This is a genomic window from Nostoc sp. UHCC 0870 (genome assembly GCF_022063185.1).
Taxonomy (GTDB): domain Bacteria; phylum Cyanobacteriota; class Cyanobacteriia; order Cyanobacteriales; family Nostocaceae; genus Trichormus.
The window spans coordinates 38,745-58,075 of the sequence record NZ_CP091915.1 but is presented as its reverse complement, the minus strand read 5'-3'; the positions used below and the strand labels follow the sequence as shown (position 1 = coordinate 58,075).

The 19,331-nt window shown below is 39.6% G+C and carries 16 protein-coding genes; 11 read left to right on the top strand and 5 right to left on the bottom strand.

Annotated features, from left to right (window positions below; genetic code table 11):
* Positions 1-90: 90 nt before the first annotated feature.
* The 4 genes from L6494_RS28570 (at position 91) to L6494_RS28555 (ending at position 5,003) form a co-directional block, all read left to right on the top strand.
* Positions 91-1,509 (top strand): ShlB/FhaC/HecB family hemolysin secretion/activation protein, encoded by a 1,419-nt coding sequence (locus tag L6494_RS28570; RefSeq protein ID WP_237997305.1) that lies wholly within the window; start codon positions 91-93, stop codon positions 1,507-1,509.
* Between the two features lie 36 nt (positions 1,510-1,545).
* The gene (locus L6494_RS28565) at positions 1,546-2,469 is read left to right on the top strand and encodes a transposase (RefSeq protein WP_237988802.1); all 924 of its coding nucleotides are present in this window, start codon (positions 1,546-1,548) and stop codon (positions 2,467-2,469) included.
* Positions 2,470-2,616: 147 nt separating this feature from the next.
* The gene (locus L6494_RS28560) at positions 2,617-2,952 is read left to right on the top strand and encodes a BamA/TamA family outer membrane protein (protein ID WP_237997303.1); all 336 of its coding nucleotides are present in this window, start codon (positions 2,617-2,619) and stop codon (positions 2,950-2,952) included.
* Positions 2,904-5,003 (top strand): CHAT domain-containing protein, encoded by a 2,100-nt coding sequence (locus L6494_RS28555; protein ID WP_237997301.1) that lies wholly within the window; start codon positions 2,904-2,906, stop codon positions 5,001-5,003. Before L6494_RS28560 ends, L6494_RS28555 begins: the two co-directional genes overlap by 49 nt.
* Here L6494_RS28555 and L6494_RS28550 read toward each other — a convergent pair.
* From L6494_RS28550 to L6494_RS28540, 3 genes are read right to left on the bottom strand one after another with little or no spacing between them, the layout of a single operon-like run.
* Complete coding sequence (locus tag L6494_RS28550) at positions 4,887-5,429, bottom strand: hypothetical protein (protein WP_237997299.1); 543 nt, start codon at positions 5,427-5,429, stop codon at positions 4,887-4,889. The genes L6494_RS28555 and L6494_RS28550 overlap by 117 nt on opposite strands.
* Before the next feature lie 59 nt (positions 5,430-5,488).
* Positions 5,489-7,198 carry a serine/threonine-protein kinase gene (locus L6494_RS28545; protein ID WP_237997297.1) on the bottom strand — a complete coding sequence of 570 codons (1,710 nt, stop codon included), beginning with the start codon at positions 7,196-7,198 and terminating at the stop codon, positions 5,489-5,491.
* A 27-nt stretch (positions 7,199-7,225) separates the two neighbouring features.
* Complete coding sequence (locus L6494_RS28540; protein ID WP_237997295.1) at positions 7,226-8,623, bottom strand: NB-ARC domain-containing protein; 1,398 nt, start codon at positions 8,621-8,623, stop codon at positions 7,226-7,228.
* A gap of 778 nt (positions 8,624-9,401) precedes the next feature.
* Here L6494_RS28540 and L6494_RS28535 point away from each other — a divergent pair.
* The 5 genes from L6494_RS28535 to L6494_RS28515 all read left to right on the top strand — a co-directional run bounded on the left by L6494_RS28535 (position 9,402) and on the right by L6494_RS28515 (position 16,032).
* Positions 9,402-13,115, top strand: coding sequence for a plasmid replication protein, CyRepA1 family (locus L6494_RS28535; protein WP_237997294.1), 3,714 nt, complete (start codon positions 9,402-9,404; stop codon positions 13,113-13,115).
* Between the two features lie 135 nt (positions 13,116-13,250).
* Positions 13,251-14,231: a tyrosine-type recombinase/integrase gene (locus L6494_RS28530; RefSeq protein ID WP_237997292.1), complete on the top strand. Its 981-nt coding sequence runs from the start codon at positions 13,251-13,253 to the stop codon at positions 14,229-14,231.
* Positions 14,232-14,278: 47 nt separating this feature from the next.
* Positions 14,279-14,929, top strand: a complete 651-nt coding sequence (locus L6494_RS28525) for a type I restriction enzyme HsdR N-terminal domain-containing protein (RefSeq protein WP_237997289.1) — start codon at positions 14,279-14,281, stop codon at positions 14,927-14,929.
* Positions 14,930-15,275: 346 nt separating this feature from the next.
* Complete coding sequence (locus L6494_RS28520; RefSeq protein WP_237997280.1) at positions 15,276-15,839, top strand: hypothetical protein; 564 nt, start codon at positions 15,276-15,278, stop codon at positions 15,837-15,839.
* A 49-nt stretch (positions 15,840-15,888) separates the two neighbouring features.
* The gene (locus L6494_RS28515; RefSeq protein WP_237997278.1) at positions 15,889-16,032 is read left to right on the top strand and encodes a hypothetical protein; all 144 of its coding nucleotides are present in this window, start codon (positions 15,889-15,891) and stop codon (positions 16,030-16,032) included.
* 4 nt (positions 16,033-16,036) lie between these two features.
* Here the strand turns inward: L6494_RS28515 and L6494_RS28510 are convergent, their stop codons facing one another.
* Positions 16,037-16,309, bottom strand: coding sequence for a hypothetical protein (locus L6494_RS28510; RefSeq protein WP_237997337.1), 273 nt, complete (start codon positions 16,307-16,309; stop codon positions 16,037-16,039).
* Between the two features lie 330 nt (positions 16,310-16,639).
* Here L6494_RS28510 and L6494_RS28505 point away from each other — a divergent pair, with 330 nt between their 5' ends.
* Together L6494_RS28505 and L6494_RS28500 are read left to right on the top strand one after the other, a co-directional pair.
* A complete protein-coding gene (locus tag L6494_RS28505; RefSeq protein WP_237997276.1) occupies positions 16,640-17,101 on the top strand; it encodes a hypothetical protein in 462 nt (153 codons plus the stop codon).
* A gap of 115 nt (positions 17,102-17,216) precedes the next feature.
* On the top strand, positions 17,217-17,723 hold the full coding sequence (locus L6494_RS28500; protein ID WP_237997274.1) for a DUF1993 domain-containing protein: 507 nt from the start codon (positions 17,217-17,219) through the stop codon (positions 17,721-17,723).
* A gap of 344 nt (positions 17,724-18,067) precedes the next feature.
* On the opposite strand, the gene L6494_RS28495 is transcribed toward L6494_RS28500, so the two are convergent.
* Positions 18,068-19,243 carry a hypothetical protein gene (locus L6494_RS28495; RefSeq protein WP_237997272.1) on the bottom strand — a complete coding sequence of 392 codons (1,176 nt, stop codon included), beginning with the start codon at positions 19,241-19,243 and terminating at the stop codon, positions 18,068-18,070.
* Between the last annotated feature and the right edge of the window lie 88 nt (positions 19,244-19,331).

The window sequence follows — 19,331 nt, the reverse complement described above, 5'->3', positions numbered from 1 at the left end:
ACTGATAAAAACTGACGAAATCATCCCTAAATATTAATTCCGTCAGTTTGTAGAACAAATTTTAAAACAATTACACCATGAAAATATCCAGTGAATACACAATCACTATTAGCCTCTCTAGTAGCAAATAACTTATTTTTAACACCAGTTGAAGCCAATCAAATAAATTCCGAAAATATCCCAATTATACAGAATCTTCCTAGATTAACTTCGACTTTTACCCCACATCAACAGCCGACAATTCCGCCTACTTCCTTACCAATACCTTCTCAATCACCAATACCAAACACACAGCAAATAATCAAAATCAGAAAATTTATTTTTCAAGGAAATACAGTCTTTAGTAATCAGGAATTAGAGAAACTGGTAGCTTCTTTTGTAGGGAAAGAAATTTCTTTCTCTAATTTGTTACAAGTTACTGATACTGTTACTAACTACTATGTAGACAAAGGTTACATCAACTCTGGAGCTTACCTCCCTGTATCAGAAAACCAATCACTCAAGATTAATGAGGCAGTGGTTACTATTGGCATAGTAGAAGGGAAACTAGAACAAATCAATATTATCGGTGGCGATGGGCTGCGCCCCACCGGAGGTGGTCGCTTGCACAATTATATTCGGGCACGTATTCCACAACCGATACTCAACAACAAGCGTTTATTATCAGCGTTACAACTGCTACAACAAGACCCATTACTGGCAAAAATTTCAGCCAGCTTGAAGGAAGGTACTACACCTGATAAAGCGGTTTTGAATATTTATGTTACTCCTCGTCAAGAGTTTAAAGCTAATGTCGCTCTAGACAATTATCGTTCTCCAGCTACTGGAAGCTTCCAGCGTAGATTAGAGCTATCCCAAACTAACTTACTCGGACTAGGCGATACTCTCAGCGTCGGATACAGGAATACAGATGGCAGCAATGCTCTAACCGCTAGTTACTCTCTTCCCTTGAATCACCAAAACGGCACAATCGGCTTTTCCTATGCCAATATTTCTAACAATATAATTGAAGAACCTTTTACCACCTTAGACATTGTTTCTGATGCCCGCCTGTACGAACTAACCTACAGACAACCTTTACTCCGTCAAGCTTCAGCCACCTCCGCCCAAGAATTTGCTCTTGGATTGACAGCTAGCAGACTAGAAAATGAATCATCTTTGCAAAATACTCCCTTTCCTATATCTGCGGGAGCAGACCCCAATGGTCGCACACGGGTTTCTGCTGTTAGGTTTTCTCAAGACTGGACAAATCGTAGCACATTGTCATCTTTATTTGTCCGCTCTCAGTTTAGCTGGGGACTTGATGCTTTCGATTCCACTATTAACACCAATGCACCTGATGGACGTTTTTTCAGTTGGTTTGGTGAAGGAACATGGCTTAGACGCTTAGGTGATACTTCTTTGCTTATGAGAACTCGTCTCCAATTGGCAGATAGGCCTTTACCTTCACTTGAACAATTTAGTCTTGGTGGAATCAATAGACATCTCCAAAATAGTATTATTCTGTGATAAAAGAACATTAAAGCGTTATTTTGACACAGAAGCATGAGCAATATACTGAATTACATTGAAGAGAATCCTAAACAAACCCAAAGGTTAATAGGTCTGGAATATGAACAGTTACAACAATTAATCATAAATGGGGAAAGATTATATCATGAAAAAAAAGCTTTACTGGAATCTAAGAAAGTGAGAATTATTGCTGGTGGAGGAGGTCGGAAACCAAAATTATCTATTTCTGAACAAATCATTTTAACTTTAGTGTATCTCCGACATCTGACAACCTTTCAACTTCTAGGTATTCAGTTTGAAGTAAGTGAGTCTACAGCCAACGATACGTTTAACTATTGGTTGCCTAACTTGCGAGAATTACTGCCATCAAGTTTGCTTGAACAAGTAAAAAAAAACGCTTCTGACTATGAAGTAGTAAAAGAAATGCTCACAGAATATGAATTAATAGTAGATAGCTATGAACAAGTCAGAGAAAGACCTAGAGACAATGATGAACAAAAGAAATATTTTTCAGGTAAGAAGAGTAATCATACATTTAAAACTCAAATGATTATTTTACCTGATGCTAGTGATATCGTTGATGTTGTGGCAGGTGAACCTGGTCCAAAAAGCGATATAACTTTGTTCCGAGAATATCGTTCAGAGTTTGATGCCAAACAAAGATTTAAAGGAGATAAGGCATATCTTGGAGAAGATTTAATTACAACTCCAATTAAGAAACCAAGAAATCAAGAACTAACAACTGAACAGAAAGAACAGAACAAAATATTTTCATCTAAACGAATCTTTGTTGAACATCGAATACGGTCAGTCAAAATCTTTCGAGTTGTCCAAGAGAGATTTAGGTTAAATACCCGCAAATATAAGCAAGTAATTTTGACGATTTGTGGGCTAGTAAGGTTACGGATTCGAGGGCTAATATTACCATTAGAAATATCAGCTATATCATCAGGTTAAAATTATCGCATATAACTAGATATTTTTGCCTAATTATCAACAGCAAATATCTCAAAGTCTTATTTCATCGTACAGAATAGCTAATTTAAGATGATTGCATTTAGTGGCTACAGCCTAGCCAAACAAAGGCTTTGACTGTTTTCGGAGATGTCTAATACTGTACGTGGTTATCGGCAAGATACTTTCATCTCCGACAATGGATTTTTACTTTCTACCGAACTGCGTATCCCCACCTGGAAAAATGCTTCCCAAGAATTACAAATTATCCCTTTTATTGATTTCGGTACAACATGGAACAATTCCACTTCTGATATTTCCAGCACTTCTGGTTCATTAACCTCTGTCGGCTTAGGCATTGAATACAGTAGCTCCCGCTTTAATGCCCGATTAGATTGGGGTATCCCTTTAAATGACTCAAACTCTAATTTCAAAACATGGCAAGAAAACGGAATTTATTTTTCTCTCAATTACCAACTTTTTTAAGAAAAGTAAAATATATTTTTTTAGCACTGGCTTTAACACTCTTATTAGCGTTCAATCAAGGAATGTTACTAGCCGCCAAACCAAGTTTAGAACAAACTGCACAAACTCTCACCCAACAAGGATTTTTACAGTTACAAAAAGGGCAAGCTAAATCGGCACTACAAACCTGGCAATTAGCTTATACAGCTTATCAAAACTTAAAAAATCAACAGGGTATGATTGGTAGTTTAATTAACCAGAGTTTGGCATTTCAAGCTTTAGGTTCTTACCTTAACGCTTGTCAAACTCTCCAGCAAGCCTTGAAACTAGAATACTCGATTTGTCCAAGCCTTACACAAGAAAATAACATACAAAATTTTGCACAATTAAATCAGGCTTTAGAAAAACAACCAATACAGAAAATTCAAATCATTGGACTATATAATTTAGGGACTGTACTCCGGCTCATGGGCGAAGTTGATTCCTCTGCTATTGTTTTACAAAAAGCTTTCAGCATGAGTCAATTTTTGGCAGAAGATTCTACATTTTCTCATGAATTATTACTCAGTATAGCCAATACAGAATTTACGCTTTACAAACAAGCCAAAAATCAATATTTTTTAATTGATGAGCCTGTAGCTAAACAAAAAGCCCTTACCTTAGCTCAATCTAAGATTTATTCCGCTTTCACAACCTATCAGCAACTCAGTGATAACCAAGATAAATCTGCACTACAGGCTAGTTTAAATCAATTAAAAATTTTAACAGAGCTAAAATCTTTACCTGACTTATCTCCAATCACTTCTAATTTAGAACACGAAGTAGCTCACTTAATCAAACAAATATTAAATCAACTTAATTTTTTTGAAAATATCCCGACAATTGATTATATTTACTCTCAACTTAATTTCTCTCATCAGCTTGTTAAAATTATTCATGACGTTAAGTTAATTGACAACCATATATTATCTATCGCTTTTTCAATTACTCAAGAAGCCTTACTTCGCTCTCAAAAATTAAATAATAATCGGGCAATTTCTCACTCTTTAGGAATACTCGGTTATATCTACAATGAATCAAGTAAATTAATCCAAGCACAAAACTATTTTGAACAAGCTATAGCCCTAGCACAATCAGTACAAGCATGGGATATCGCCTATGAGTGGCAATGGCAATTGGGGCGTTTATATCAACAGAATGGCAATTTACAACAAGCAGCCAAAGCCTACGCCGCAGCTATTGACAGTCTTGACCAAGTAAGAGGTAGTATTCTCGGTATTAATCCTGATTTTCAGTTTGCTTTTCAAGAAAAGATAGAACCAGTTTACCATGAATATATTGACCTTCTTCTTTCACAGGAAAAACCGGATTTAGAACAAGTAATTAGAATTGATGACAAATTAAAAGTAGCTGAATTAGAAAATTTCCTCCGGTGTGGTAAACTCCCTATGTTTTCTCTTATTGACAGTAATCAATTCGCAAATTTACCACCTATAATCTACTTAATTAAAACTCAAGATAAATTAGAAGTTATTGTTAGAACATCACTAGGAGAACTTTATGAGCATCGGTTGCCTTTTAATTTAATTGATGATGCTGTTAATAATCTGCTCAAATTCACTCAAAAAAAGCAGTTCGTTAATACTCAGAGTCATGATTTTCTTAGCTACTGCCAAACTCTTTATCAATTAATATTTGCTCCTATTCAAACTTATCTACCAGATTCAGGAACGTTAATATTTGTCTTGGATAGATACCTTCAGAATTTACCTATGGGTATGTTATACGATGGTCAAAACTATTTAATACAATCTTATAGTATTTCCACAGATTTAAATTCTCAATTTTCTCTTGCTAAACCTTTAAATTTAAAACAATCTCAAGTATTAGTAGCTGGAATTTTTCAAGACAGTCCCAGCTTAAATGATCCTATCGTTCCTAAGAGTCTCAAACCTTTACCTGAAATAAAAACAGAATTGGATTTCTACCGACCAATTAACTCCTTTTCCTTCAATTTGCACGATATAGCTCGTAGCCATAGGACTATCTATCCACGAAATTGTAGGACGTGAATTTAAAATAGCTACTCCATGAGGAGTTATTAATGTTGGTGCATCATCTTCATCAGGCCCCTTAATCTTTGGGCAGTCCCCTATTTTTTTATAACTGCATCCCCTAACTTGCTCAGAAGAAATTAAACATACTTTTCCTACTTCACCACTAGAAATATTCAAAATTCTTCCATTTAAATAACAAAAAACTTCAACAACACTTGATGAATTAATTACATCATTGTCGCAAAGCTGTTTGAGGAATGGCCAATTACTATTCCCTTTACTAATAACTTTAGCTATGGGTTCACATACATCTTTTCTTAGATTAGTTTTTGTAGCTTGCTGCCCCCATGTAGGATAAGCAAAGCATAATACTGAGGCAAAAGTAACTGCTTGTAATCCCAACAAAAATTTATTTTTTCTAGTTATTTCTACAGAAAGCATTGTTATATAAAAATGTTTGATTACTTTCTTATATAGCTTACGGTAACTAACAATTTTGGTCAATTATTTTTGAGCAATCTGTCTAATAATTGTTGTCGCCATTTAATCACTTCTGGCAATCCAGAACCTTCAACACCTAGCATACAAAGCTCCCATGATAATCTGGCTTCTTGCATTTCATTCAGTGCTTCTTGTGTTTGTCCTAATAAACAGTAAGCATCTATTCTTGCTGAATCTAATTTCACGGATTTCTGCAAATATTCTTGAGCCTCTCTATAGCGTTTTTGCTTGAATCTTGCCCAGCCCAGGTTTTTATATAACCCTGCTTGCCACTCAGGATTTTTAGTTTCTTTTAGCCCTTGGAGACTCAGTTCTACTGCTTCCTCATATTCTCCTTTTATATTATTCAATCTGGCTAAATTACTCACAGCATTTATTGCTTCATTATTACTAACTTTAATTGCTAATTTATATTCTTCTTCTGCCAGTTCGTATTTTTTCTGAAGTTCATAAAAATTCCCTAAATTATAATGTGCTATCCAATAATTGCTTTGAAGATTCAAAGTTTTCTGATAATTTTTAATTGCACAATCATCATCTCTTATCTGCTGACAAGCTAATGCTAAATTATTGTACGCAACCACATCTTCAGGATTATGTTTTATTGCTAATTCATAATATTTCTTAGCTATTTTAGGCTGCTCTACATACCTTGACGCTTGACTAAAATAATAAGTAGATAAACCTAAATTAATTACCTTATAAATCCCAAATCCTCCTAATAAGACAGTTAATAACAATCCAACTCTAAATGGATGAGAGTGGACTATTCTATTTACTGTTAATTTAAATGGTAAATTTTCTAATCTTTGCAAGATGAACTTTGCTGCTGCCGGACGTTTACCAGGCGCAGGAGACATCATATCATCCAATAAATCAGCTAAAGGCTTTTCAATCTGTGGAGCTTTTTTGCGCCATATCAACCTTGTTGTTTCTTGATCTGTTGGCAAATTACCTAACGGAATCCCTGTTACCAAATATGCAAAGGTTCTCCCCAAAGCATAAAAATCTGACTGTGGTACTGCTTGTCCATTTATTTGCTCTAGAGGCGCGTAATAAGCACTGTAAAGCACTGTAATTTCATATCTTCCACCCAGTCCTATATCATTTCCCCCAACTCCACTGACTTTTGCTAGATAAGTGTTAGTTACTTCTCTTACCCCACCAAAGTCAATCAGAGTCAACTGTCCATTAGGTTGCACAATTATATTAGAAGGTTTAATATCTCTATGAAAGTACCCTGTTCTATGCACTTCATCAATAATTTCTACTAACTGCTTCAGCCAGTTTATTGCTACTTCTTGAGAGATTCTTCCGTTTTCTTCTATCCATTTCTCTAAATTCTGACCCTCTATTTTCTGCATCACTAAACAATGCAGTTTTAGAGTGCTATTGTTGGGTGTCATACTAAATAAATCATCCACTACTCTAGGAATCCCTGGATGATCAAATAATTGTAGGGTCAGTGTTTCTCGCTCCAGTAATTCAATTGCTTTAGAATCTGACGATTTTAAAACTTTCATTACCTTGCGATTACCATTCTCTTCTACTTCAAAAATTTCCGTCTTATGACGAAAATCTAAAGGACGCAATGGTTTTATTAGACGAAATCGCTGGTCAATTAGTAATTCTGTTCCACAATTGAGACACTTTTGGGCATCGTCTGGATTTTGACGATGTTCACATCTAGGGTTGATGCAATAAGCCACACTTTTAATCTCTATCTAGACTAAGTATTAAGCAGTTTTTGTCATTGGATATATTCTTTTACCTTTAAGGTAGTATGTACAAATATACTTCTTAATTACTGATTGTATACATAACACTAGTTCCTCTTGCCTATTCTTTTTCTGCTCAATTAAAAACCTTTGCACCAAAGCCTCTATAGCATCAATAAACTCAGAAGTGCTTACTTTGATTTCTCTGGCTTCTAACAAATTTAATACTTGAGATAACATAAGAGAATCTACCGATTTCTTATTCATTTCTTCTACAATTGAAATCATAATATCTTTTTCTAGGTGGGTCAGCCGCCCATGAACTTTAAAAAAATCATCTAAGCTTTCTTCTATAACATCATTCATCAATACTGTGTTTGAAGCAAGGAAACTTTCTACACTATTACCAAAAAATATTTTAATCCTACTTGCAGCAATGTTTAAAGCTAAGGGATTACCATGATAGAATTCAATTAAATCTCCCCACTTATGTTCGTCGTTTAACAAGTGACTACGGAATATTTCTAAGGCATCTCGGCGAAGTCCCTCAACTTTCATAACAGCAGAAGATTGACCTTTATTTTGTAAGTGCATAATATCAACAAATGGTTCTCTAGTCGTCAGAACTATACAACTTTGATGTTGAGATTCTATAATTCTCCTGAAAAACAATCCATAGTCTATATGTTCATCTCCATAATGATTAGAACTCTTATTTCTGTCTCCTTTTAAAATAGCCTCTGCCGAATCTAGAACTATCAAATAAGAGCGTAACCTTAAACTTTCGATCAATAATGTTATTTTGTCCTCAAGACTTTTAGGTATATCAAGATTTTGATTCTCTAATTCTCCTATTAGTTTAAGAAAATTAACAACTAGACTGGATAAAGATGGACTATAAGCAATAGATTTCCATATACAACCATCGAAAGGACAATCTTTAGTATCTAGAACCTGAAGCAACTTGGACACTAAAGCACTCTTTCCAATTCCAGCTGCTCCTAGAACGGCTACGCATCTTTCCCGAAACACTAACTCCTTCAACATTGCTAATTCCGGGACTCTTCCATAAAAGTTAACTATTTCAGGTGGACAATCTCCTAAAATTTTAAAAAATTTAAAATCTAGCTTACTATTAATAAATTTATTATTAGATTGCCTTTCTATAATTGCCCTGAGCCTCTTTTTCGTAACTTTTTCTCCATTTCCTAAAATCCCTGTCAATAATAACCACAGGTTTGGTGCTACACGACGTTGTAGCAGTTCAAACCCATACTCAGTGTTTTCTGCTATTTCTTTGTATTCTATGTCTAGCCAAGCTGCTTTTATAACAATCTTTTCTGTATCCTCTAGCCATCTTCCTTGCTTTGCAAACACCAACTTATTTATTACTTCAATCGCTTCGTTCAGTTCCATAGCTATCCTCTTGTGTATGTCTTTAGTAAACAAAAAGTCTTAACTTTCTATCAATAAGTTTTATTTATGGCTATTTAGTTCTTAAAAATGTTACACCTTTATAAATAAAATTTTTATTGCCTGCAAAATGATTGTATTGTGAAATGCAGTAACATACACAGGATAATCCAGTATATGAAGTGTAATACACAGATTTTTTGATACAAGGCAATCCTTATGATAACATCATATTATCTTGATTTTCGACAGAAATAGATTTCTGTGAGCAAAATTGGTACTCTAATTCCATAACGCTAAAATCCAAGAGCCAAGTTTGAACTTAGCAATATACATTACAATGTTCTTGATTGCTAAGTATCAAGTGATCAACCATCTAATATTGAAAGGGAGGACAAAAATAAAGGCAAAACGCCCTATTGTATAGCATCTTGCCCAAAAATAAAAATCAAATATCTTGCAGAGCGGGGTTGGACTCCTATTGACAAAGAAAGTGGCAGATAGTTTGGCGACTGGAAACCACTGACTTGTCTAAGATTCCCGCACTACTTCTCGTATTATACGAGAAGCCACACGAATTTACAAAAATTGTGTGGCAGTTTTAGCTGTCAAAATTTTAAAGATTTTGTCAAGTTAAGTTTGATGAAGAAAAACCCTGAATTTTGTAGCAAAAAACAGTAGCAGTGTGAAAAACCCCCTCTGAAACTGGAAAACCAAGTTATCAGAGGAATCTACTGTGTTAAATAACCAATGCCCTAAACAATGGGGCGTTGGGGATCAAGTGTTTTCAAAAGAAATTCCTGAATACCCCAACAACCTGACGGCGGCAGAGTATCATGAGCTAGCCTTTGGGAGTGCGATTCATCCCTCGCTCATCGAACGTAACTTCTTACATATTGAAGGACAGTCAGTTTACGAGTATTTATTCATCTCTCCGGCCATCCCCCGAAAAAATGCCGGTCGAGTCACAGACGGGTTTTTGAAGGCTTATGTGCATTTACTGGCGGGAGGGACGTGGATATCGGGACTAGACCCCCTCAACAACTGGCGACCAATGGAGTGGGGAAGACTCAAACCCACTAATCCCCGCATTGACTGGCTTAAAGGTAAGGTTGTTAAGTACGAGTCCCCACCCAAAACTCCAAACCGAGTCACGTACTTTGATGTGTCCGACTATGTTTGGGATTTGGTAGCGAAACGCTATAACATTAAGCGATATCATTCACCTTTAGCACTGCGTTTGCAAGATTGGCTTAACGCACTGATATTCTGGGAATGGGTAATAAGACACCCCGAAATCCCAATTATACTTTGCGAAGGTGAGAAGAAAGCGGCCTGTTTACTGAGTTTAGGATTTGTAGCGATCGCGCTACCTGGAATTTGGAACGGGCGAGTGGGGAAACAGGATTTTGATGAGAGACTACATCCAGACTTAATACCGCTAGCGCAACCGGGGCGCAAATTCCAAATTCTCTTTGACTATGAAACCAAACTGAAAACTCGCTGGTCAGTTTTTCAAGCTACAGTTCGCACAGGCAAAGCGATTGAAGCGGCTGGTTGCATCTGTGAAGTAGCATTACTGCCGGGAACAGAGAAAGGAGTAGATGATTTCGTCGTCGCACGAGGAGATGAATCCAACAAATTACTGACAGCGATCGCCAACGATGCCTTATCACTGAAAGATTACCAGCAATCGTTCCTCATCAAGCACCGGGGGCTAAGAAAGTATAAACCAGATATCATAGTCGATGTTCAATATTTGACTCAAGCACTGCTCGTCAAAGAAGAAGAAATTAAGGAGGCAGGGGAGCTATTCAGGAGCAGGGGAGCAGGGGAGCAGGGGAGCAGGGGAGAGGACTTATACAAAAATTGCCCCTCTGCCTCTCTGCCCCTGAGTAGCCCCTCTGCCCCTCTGCTCCTGAATAGCTCCCTACCTGATCCCCTAGTGGAATGGTGTCAACTCCTTACTGAGCAATCTGAAACCGAACAATCTGAAACTGAGCAATCATTGAACAGATACAGGCGCAAAAAGTCCCATCATCAAGAACCCAAATATTTCGTATTTCCCCGTACTGGTTTAATTGTACTAATCAGCGACATGGGAACTGGTAAGACCGAACTCATGCGGCGATGGCGTGACGCTCATCCAGATCAAAGATTTCTTAACAATGGGCATCGTGTTAACTTGCTCAAGAATTTAGCTGAACGCCTGAAAACTGAAATGTATTCTGACCTTGGTTACACAGGCATGGCCAAAGCTACAGCATTGTCCATTACTATTGATAGTTTACATAAGCTCAACACCCAAGCATTAACTTACGGCTGCGTCTTCATTGATGAAGCCTGCCAATACCTCACGCACCTGTTACTCAGTAACACTTGCAAAGAACATCGCGCCGCCATTTTGGAAGTATTACATTATATTGTCTACAATGCCCCAATGGTCGTGATTGCCGATGCTCACATGGATGATGTCACCATCGACTTCTTTCGTGTCATGCGTCCCGAAGGTGAACAACCAGTCATTATCCAGAATGAGTGGAAGAATGGCTCACGCACTATCTATTGGTATGAAGGTCAGGATTCATCAGCGTTGGTTGCTCAAATCGCCGCCGCACTCATGTCTGGGCAGAAAATCATGGTTGTGTCCGACTCGAAACGATTTATTAAGAAACTTGAAAAAATGTTTAGTGTGCGAGTTGAAGAGGCAGGGGAGAGGGGGAGCAGGGGAGAGGACTTATACAAGAATTGCCCCTCTGCCCCTCTGCCCCTCTGCTCCAATTCCTCCCTACGAATTTGGTCAATTCATTCCGATAATTCTGGTAGTGAAGAAAACGTAGCGTTTATCAAAGACATCACCAACGCCGTTAAGAATATAGATGCTTTGTTCACCTCTCCTTCCTTGGGAACTGGTGTAGACATTCCCGACTTTCATTTTGATTTAGTGTTTGGCGTATTTCATGGAGTTTCGCAAACTGCTACCGAATGCGCTCAACAGCTGTGGCGTTATCGTCCGAAAGTACCCATTCATGTTTGGGTAGCCCCCAAACCTCCCTTTGGTTATCAAACTACCAACCCCACTAAAATCAAAGAAAGGTTATTGCAAACCAACGAAATCACCGCTTTTTTACTGCGAATTGACCGAGAAACTGGAAAGCGGGGTGCTGAAAAAGAATGGGCAATGGATGCTTATTGTCAAATTAAAGCGGCACGTCACCAATCCCTGAATAATCTCCGGGCTGACCTCCGTGATTTATTAACCCAAATGGGCAATCACATTATAAGTGTGGGTGATGAGAATGATGCTCTGGCTTGGTCAAATTTGAAACAAGCGGCGGATGCTCTAGACACTGCTCATCATTATGCCGTCGCCGAAGCTAACAATATCTCCAAAAGTGAATATCGCGCAAGGCAAACTAAAGACTATCTTTCACCTGACGAAATTGTGGAATGTGAAAAATTCCGCATTCATGATGCTTACGGCATGGAAGTTACCCCAGAACTGGTTGAGAAAGATGACGGCGGTAGATTAATTACGGCGATCGCATCACTGGAATCTATTCTCTCACCACCAGATGAAACAATCATTGACTCCAATACTGGTAAACAGTACCCCGTTCCCCCAGCATTTGTCACCAATAAAGACCGCGCGGAACGAGACAAACTACCGTTTTGTATGGACTGGGGGAATTATTCTGCCAAGTGGCTAGCTCGTTTTAACCTGGGGCTGCATCACATCTTACAAAGATTAGTCGCCGGGGAGGACATTACAGCTTCTGACCCACATCTATATAATATGACGGAGATCGCAGTTGATTGTGCGGCTCATATTAAAGCAATTCTTGGGTTTACTATCCCACCCGATTGTCAACCCATTTGGTTACTGGCCACCCTGCTCGAACAATTGGGACTGAAGCTAACTTATCGTAAGCAAGGCAAGCGTGGAATGCAGGTGAAATTTTTCTCACTCTCAAAGGCAGAATTGGAATTTGCCCGAAAAGTCATCGCCCATCGTCAAGCCAAACGTGACTCTTACGCCCAAATGCAGTCCCACTCTAGCGTTGATGCTGTTTCACCCCCCGTATTCACCCCCCCCCATAATGGTATAGGGAACTCCCATTGTGAGGGGGTGGATACTACGGTAGGGGAAGAGGACAAGGAGCAGGGAGCGGTTATACCAATTCGCAATGGGCTACGCCCCGCTACGCTAACGCAATGGGCTACGCCCATTGACAATTGCGAATTGTCGTCCCCCTCTGCGTCCCCTGTTCCTGACCGCATTACTTTACTTCATTGCGTAGAAATGCTTCGCTCTGGTCTTGCCAAAGGGGTCTCAGCAATCAAAGGTATCCTCAAACGATGGTCTACTGATTTGCGTTGGCAGACTGTGCTAGAACTTGAAGCGATCGCACCAGATCAAATGCGTAATCTTGAGCAATCTGTGCCTGATTTTTATCAATGGCTATCTGAGGACGTGTTGCCGATGGAAACATAATCTAGTGACCATTTGAGTTTTAAATTTTGAAGAGAGGAGCGCAGCGACGTGACCTGTGTGATCACTTTGTCCCCATAAGGAGAGAGAATTAGTTATCAGAATATGGCTTGTGAGAACGCCTATTCTAATAAGTAAATGCCTGAAACTACTGACACGCACTCCCTATCCTCGACCCTGGTACTGGCTGCTCCTACTCCCCTAACTGAGCATCCGGCGGCTGTCTATTTGTCATCTTTGGGTGTCGGCTCACGTCCCGCCATGCGTTACGCTCTGTCGGCAATTGCTCGCTTACTCACCAATGGCAGTTGTGATGCCATGACTCTCAATTGGGCTGCATTGCGTTATAAACATACTGCGGCAGTACGTGCGGTGTTGATGGAAAATTACACGCCAGCTTATGCCAACAAAATGCTGTGCGCTTTGCGGCGAGTTTTAAAAGAAGCTTTACGGTTAGAGTTGATGACTGCTCAAGATTTTGCTCGTGCTGTGGATATTCCTAATATTAAGGTTAGTAAACAGTTGCGGGGACGCGCCCTGAGTCCCACAGAAATTGCTGCTTTGATGGCAGTTTGCTTTGATGACCCTACACCCACTGGTTACAGAGATGCCGCTTTGTTAACTATCCTACGCGGTGCCGGATTGCGTCGTTCTGAAGTGGTGAATTTAGATGTAAGTGATTTTGATCAAAGCACAAGTGCTTTAAAAGTACGTGGAGGTAAAGGCGGGAAAGACCGGAGTGTGTATTTACCAGATAGCGGTCTAGATGTGTTGTTAGATTGGTTGAGTATCAGGGGGATGGCTGCTGGCCCACTGCTATGTCATGTCAATAAATCAGGGCGGGTGGTGCTACGACGGCTAACATCTCAAGCTGTGTTGTTCATTTTGCAAAAACGTGGTCAGCAAGTGGGAGTGAGAGACTTTTCGGCTCACGATTTCCGGCGCACTTTTATCTCTGAATTGCTGGACTCTGGTGTTGATATTTCCACAGTGCAAAAACTGGCTGGTCATGCTAGTCCTGAGTTAACTGCTAGATACGACCGCCGCGACGAACAAACCAAAAAACTTGCTGTTCAAAATCTGACTATTCCCGGTTCTCGCAAAAAATCTCAAAGATAAAGTAAAAGAAAGGTGAACCAGAACAGAACACTAACGGCGAAAAAAGAATGACACAGGTAACAGCAATCACAGAAGCGATTACCAGTTTAAACGAAGCTCTAACCCGCTTTGGTTTAGTTCGCATAGAGTCAGAGCAATTTTTTCCAGAGTGGAAGAGTGAATTGCCTCAAATTACTGAAGCAGAAAAAGCTACGCTGGATGTACTACGACGTAGATATTTATACCACCGTGGCGAAGGTGATTTATTAGAGGGAACAGTCATGTTGCTAGTGGTGTCGCCGTTGCTAGCACTGTCTGGATTTTACGATCCTCCTTTCAGGATTAAAGCAGAATCATCTGTGGATTTGGTACTCTCTGATGGCGAGGAAGTGCTGCGTGGTCGAATTGATGTTTTGGTGCTACAAAATCAGTTATGGGTGATGGTGTTAGAGTCCAAAAAAACCACACTTTCTATCTGGTCAGCTGTACCGCAAGCCCTAGCTTATCTAATGGCTAACCCTCAAACCGATAAACCCGTGTTTGGTATGGTAACAAATGGGGACGACGTTTTATTTATCAAGGTAAAGTGGGAAGCAGGCAGACCACAATATGATTTGTCACGGGTCTTTGCCCTGTTTACATCTGCTAAAGAACTCTACAAGATTTTACAGATTCTTCAGCGTATTGGTCAGGTAATCTGTCAGAAACCCCATGCCTAAAGGCAGGGGCTTCCTCGTCGCGGAGGTTTCGGTGATATCTCGCCTTAACGAACTTTGGGGGTTTAAGTCCCCTGCCTCTATAGGCGGCGCGTTTTGATGCCTCAGCTAAATCTCCGGACGCTCGCGGACTCGCTACCGCTACGCTAACACAAAACGTAATTGCGTAAAGCCTGCGGCATAGCTGCGCTTAGAGCGAAGCGGGACGTTAGTCCATTGCGAATTGGTTTAAGTCTCGTGTTCTGCTTGCGGAAAATGAACTCGGGTCTGAATCGTCCCCGGCTAAGGCTTCCACTTTTCTACCATAAACCCTAAAATTTATATACTTTGGTATATTTTGGGTGTAGACATGGGTAACACAGAACGCGAATCAATTAACTTCAAACTCCCCAAAACCCTTACCGATGCACTCCGCACTGCTGCACGAGAACGTAACACTACTGCAACGGATTTGGTGATCCAAGGCTTGCATCATGTCCTCGGACAAGTTGCAGGTACAGAAGTTAGTGTAGAAGTTCGTCTACACAATCTGGAAATCCAATGCGAGCAAATGACCAAGCGTGTAGAATCCGGTGTAGAATCCGGTGTGGATGAGAGACTATCAACGCTTGAGCAAAAAACTGAAGCGATTGCCCAAAAGTTAGCAAAAATAGAAGGAGCAATTTCTGTACTCTCTCAACGCTCTTCCACTGGTTCGAGGCAAAAGTCTTATAACTACCACCCACCCCAGCTAGAACTGCAAGCATATCAGGGAGAAAATCTCGCTAAAAGATTGGGTGTCGATTTGCCTACTTTGGAGCGAGAGCAGAGTACCCAGACTCCCACGGATTTTGAAAGGTGGTGTAGATCGAGAGATCCAGGTTCTGTTGCGTGGCGCAGGAGTGACAATGGACTTTACCACCCCATTAGATGATGTTGACACTCCCCACGGCTAAAGCCGGGGGATTCCAGCGTCACTGACGTTGTGGATAGAAGCCCTAGAACGTCATCTTAGAGAAAAACTAGAAACCGTCAACGCTCAACCGGAAGTAGCCGAAGCTTTGCTCAATCGCCTGAATCGGGCAATGGAAGATTTAGCAGCAGTGGCAGAGTATTTAGACGCATAGCAAACTAGATAATTTTTGATGCGATAATACCAATTAATACAACAAGACCTAGTAATCTGCGAAAATAATTAACGCCTTGAAATAATTCCATCCAAGCCCAAGTAAATAAAGAGCCATTTGCCACTACCTCTAACACTGTATTGATTTTGCCAGGTGTAAAAATTAGAGCAAGTACACTGGTTACTATCCAAACAATAAGCGGTAGATTAGGCATTTGAGCGATGACAACATTGCCATCGCTGTCACGGAATGTTTTATCAACTAATGTATTTTCCATCACTTTTAATCGCAATTCTTTAATATATTGAAACATTCAGGTAAATCTTGTTCCCAGTATCTAATTGCTGAGATTAGAGCGGTAAAGACTATATTGAAAGGCATACTCACAAGGAATCCGCCAATTGGTTTGTAATTCCTAGTAATGGGGTTGGGGTGTGGGGATTGGATGCTCCTTCTGTTTGTGCATCTGATTTGTAATCGGAAGGTCACAGATTTAGATTAAGGTATGCAATTCAGCAGTTCATGAGTATCATAAAACTGAATGCTGACCCTAGCTGATTCAAGTAAAAAGGAATACAATCTTAGCATTAATTAGGGGATAGCTATTATGGGTGAATCAAAACGGAGAAAACAGCAAGATCCAAACTACGGTAAAGTCAGAAATCCTGTCAAAAATCTCATGAAAATTGTTTGCCCGTTTTTTGAGGATTACGATAATTTTCATCATCTCGATGCTGATGGTATATCGTTGATGATAGCTAAGGAAGGGTACAAAGAAACGGGCTTGAGAGGAATAATTTTAAAAGGATATCTAGCCGAACATTTAGTAAAAGATTATCCTCCTGAAGCTGAATTAATAGAAGGGTTCAAACAACACGGGAATATTTATGTCACTTCAACATTAGCTTTAAGTTATTTAGAAAATGCTGTGAATAAAGAGGAAAATCTTCAAAATTTCGATACCTATAATCCATTAAATGAATTTATACGTATTGAAAGCGACTCTAAAGAGTATCAAATAAATTTGGTAACAGTATTACAAACTCCTGAGAGAGTAGCTGGTATTTAACAGTTGATACTTCTGAATACTAGAGTATTTTTTCAGATTCTACTTTTGATAGTTGATAATAGCTTTTAACAGTTGCAGATCCAAGTAGGGTTAACTTTTTTTTTGGAGTAAATAAATGACCATTTCAATGTATCAAGCTTCAATACCCGTGTCTATTCACTCACTAAATAACCTTGTAGGTATTCTGGAAAAAGGTGCTATGTATGCAGAAACAAAAAAAATAGATCCTTCTGTGTTAATCAATAGTCGTCTATCTCCAGATATGTTTCCATTATCAAAACAAGTACAAATTGCTTGTGACATAGCAAACAGAGGTGCGGCACGACTAGCAGGGATAGAACCCCCCAGTTTTGAAGACAATGAAACTACATTTCCTCAACTTATTGAAAGTATTCAGAAAACTATCGCTCAATTAAACACATTTCAACCTGAGCAAATTGATGGTTCAGAAGATAGAACAGTTACCTTAAAGATACGTGACAACACTCTATCTTTCCCAGGAATATCATTCCTCCTCTATTTTGTTTTACCGAACCTTTATTTCCATGTCACTACAGCTTATGACATTCTCCGGCACTGCGGTGTAGAACTTGGCAAGCAAGACTTCCTTGGTCAACCTTAACGGTTTCTTTACATTGGCAGCAGTGGTATTTTATTAGACGCTTTTATCGGAAAAAGTTAGAGTCAGAAGTCCCTCCGTGACAATAGGGAAACACATTGAGTAGCCGTGTGAAGGGACAACTTTCATGCACGGTTTCGGATGGGAGGGGTGGAACAGTAATGTTCCCCTCGACCCTAACTTTGGGACACGTTGTAAATAAATATTACAGAAACCGATTTTGCAATTTACTAACTTGCCCAAAAATGGTATATAGATATTCAAATTTTTGCACACTAAAATCAACTCTTCACGCGATTCAGTCTCTCAAACTTGCCTATAAATGACCTTTTAGGGAATGTCTTCATTTATCGTTTGCTAAGAATCTTTCCATTGAGATGAACAGTATAAGTCAGTGATTTCTGAAAATTTGTCACCGTGACGTTCCAAGCATCAAGGCTCTGCGTTGGTATGCAAGGTTCATTGGGTGCAGCCGTAGGACTGCGGAAACAATTGAATCTTGGTGAAACTTGGGTAATGCTAAGATTGGTAATGGGTTTTTTCAAGTCTGATTGGGCAGCGTTGAATATTGTACTAGCGATCGCAGTTGGTAGCTCATCAGTGCGGGTGGGAAGTCCAGCGATGGCTTCGGTGCGAATATTAACTTTATCATTGCTAATGCGATATATTTGCCGTGCTTGCGACTTTCCCTCCAGCGTCACCCGATAGCCCCGAATTGTTTGTTGAGCGCAAGATTCTGCCAAATTCCCTAATCCTAAACAGCTATCAGTAAAGGTTTGAGGCTCGATTTTAGTAATGAGAACAATTGAGGGTAAGATTTGCAAGTGTTTGCTGGCGATGCGCTTGATTTCGTTACCCACCTGAATCGGTAAGCCGCGTTCAATAACAGGATTACTACGTGCAATCAATTGTAAATCGTCGGCTGTTTCACCTTGAAACACCCAACGTTGGCGTTGGTGGGGAATGGTAATTTTCCAGCCTTGGCGAACAACGGGATCGCAAGCATAAGGGAAAGAAATATTTTCACAACCGCTTGCCCAAGTTGTCTTTTTAGATGAAAGATTAGTTAATAAGGGTTGTCCAGGATAGCCCCACTCTTTGGCCTGGCGAATCGCTGCTGTTATCATTGCGGTTGGCGGTACTTCTTGGGCAGGTTTTTCCAGAGAATGGATGTTTTGTCCATTCCTTTGCATCAAGATTCTAAAGTTACCATGATCAGTGGTGAAATAGACCAAGCTTTGACGCTGAGCGGCGATCGCAATTTTCCAGTAAGGTACAGGATTGTACATCCAGATATCGCCCTTACCAACTCGCTCAACTTGAATGACTTTTGCAGTTTTATCGAGTTTCTCTTTGGCGATCGCATCTTGAAGAATTTGTTGAGCGATCATCTTTGCTTGTGGCGTAGTCAAAATTTGCGGATTGGCGACGGCAGATTGTAAGGGAATTAGGGAACTAGAAAGAAGCAAACATCCAAAAATAGTTGATTTTACTAAGGCTTGGTGGGAAAAGTGTTGCAGCATAGAATATTGATTGAGAAATATAAGTAAATCTTGCAGTCTCAAGTTAGCCAATAAATACTAAGACTCAGGATTGAGTTACAGATTTGGA

Excerpts from the sequence above, each read along its gene's own strand:
- L6494_RS28520 (WP_237997280.1), top strand. The coding sequence starts at position 15,276 with ATGGGTAACACAGAACGCGAATCAATTAACTTCAAACTCCCCAAAACC.
- L6494_RS28500 (WP_237997274.1), top strand. The coding sequence starts at position 17,217 with ATGACCATTTCAATGTATCAAGCTTCAATACCCGTGTCTATTCACTCA.
- L6494_RS28555 (WP_237997301.1), top strand. The coding sequence starts at position 2,904 with ATGGCAAGAAAACGGAATTTATTTTTCTCTCAATTACCAACTTTTTTA.
- L6494_RS28525 (WP_237997289.1), top strand. The coding sequence starts at position 14,279 with ATGACACAGGTAACAGCAATCACAGAAGCGATTACCAGTTTAAACGAA.
- L6494_RS28540 (WP_237997295.1), bottom strand. The coding sequence starts at position 8,623 with ATGGAACTGAACGAAGCGATTGAAGTAATAAATAAGTTGGTGTTTGCA.
- L6494_RS28550 (WP_237997299.1), bottom strand. The coding sequence starts at position 5,429 with ATGCTTTCTGTAGAAATAACTAGAAAAAATAAATTTTTGTTGGGATTA.
- L6494_RS28510 (WP_237997337.1), bottom strand. The coding sequence starts at position 16,309 with ATGGAAAATACATTAGTTGATAAAACATTCCGTGACAGCGATGGCAAT.
- L6494_RS28530 (WP_237997292.1), top strand. The coding sequence starts at position 13,251 with ATGCCTGAAACTACTGACACGCACTCCCTATCCTCGACCCTGGTACTG.
- L6494_RS28495 (WP_237997272.1), bottom strand. The coding sequence starts at position 19,243 with ATGCTGCAACACTTTTCCCACCAAGCCTTAGTAAAATCAACTATTTTT.
- L6494_RS28505 (WP_237997276.1), top strand. The coding sequence starts at position 16,640 with ATGGGTGAATCAAAACGGAGAAAACAGCAAGATCCAAACTACGGTAAA.
- L6494_RS28560 (WP_237997303.1), top strand. The coding sequence starts at position 2,617 with ATGTCTAATACTGTACGTGGTTATCGGCAAGATACTTTCATCTCCGAC.
- L6494_RS28565 (WP_237988802.1), top strand. The coding sequence starts at position 1,546 with ATGAGCAATATACTGAATTACATTGAAGAGAATCCTAAACAAACCCAA.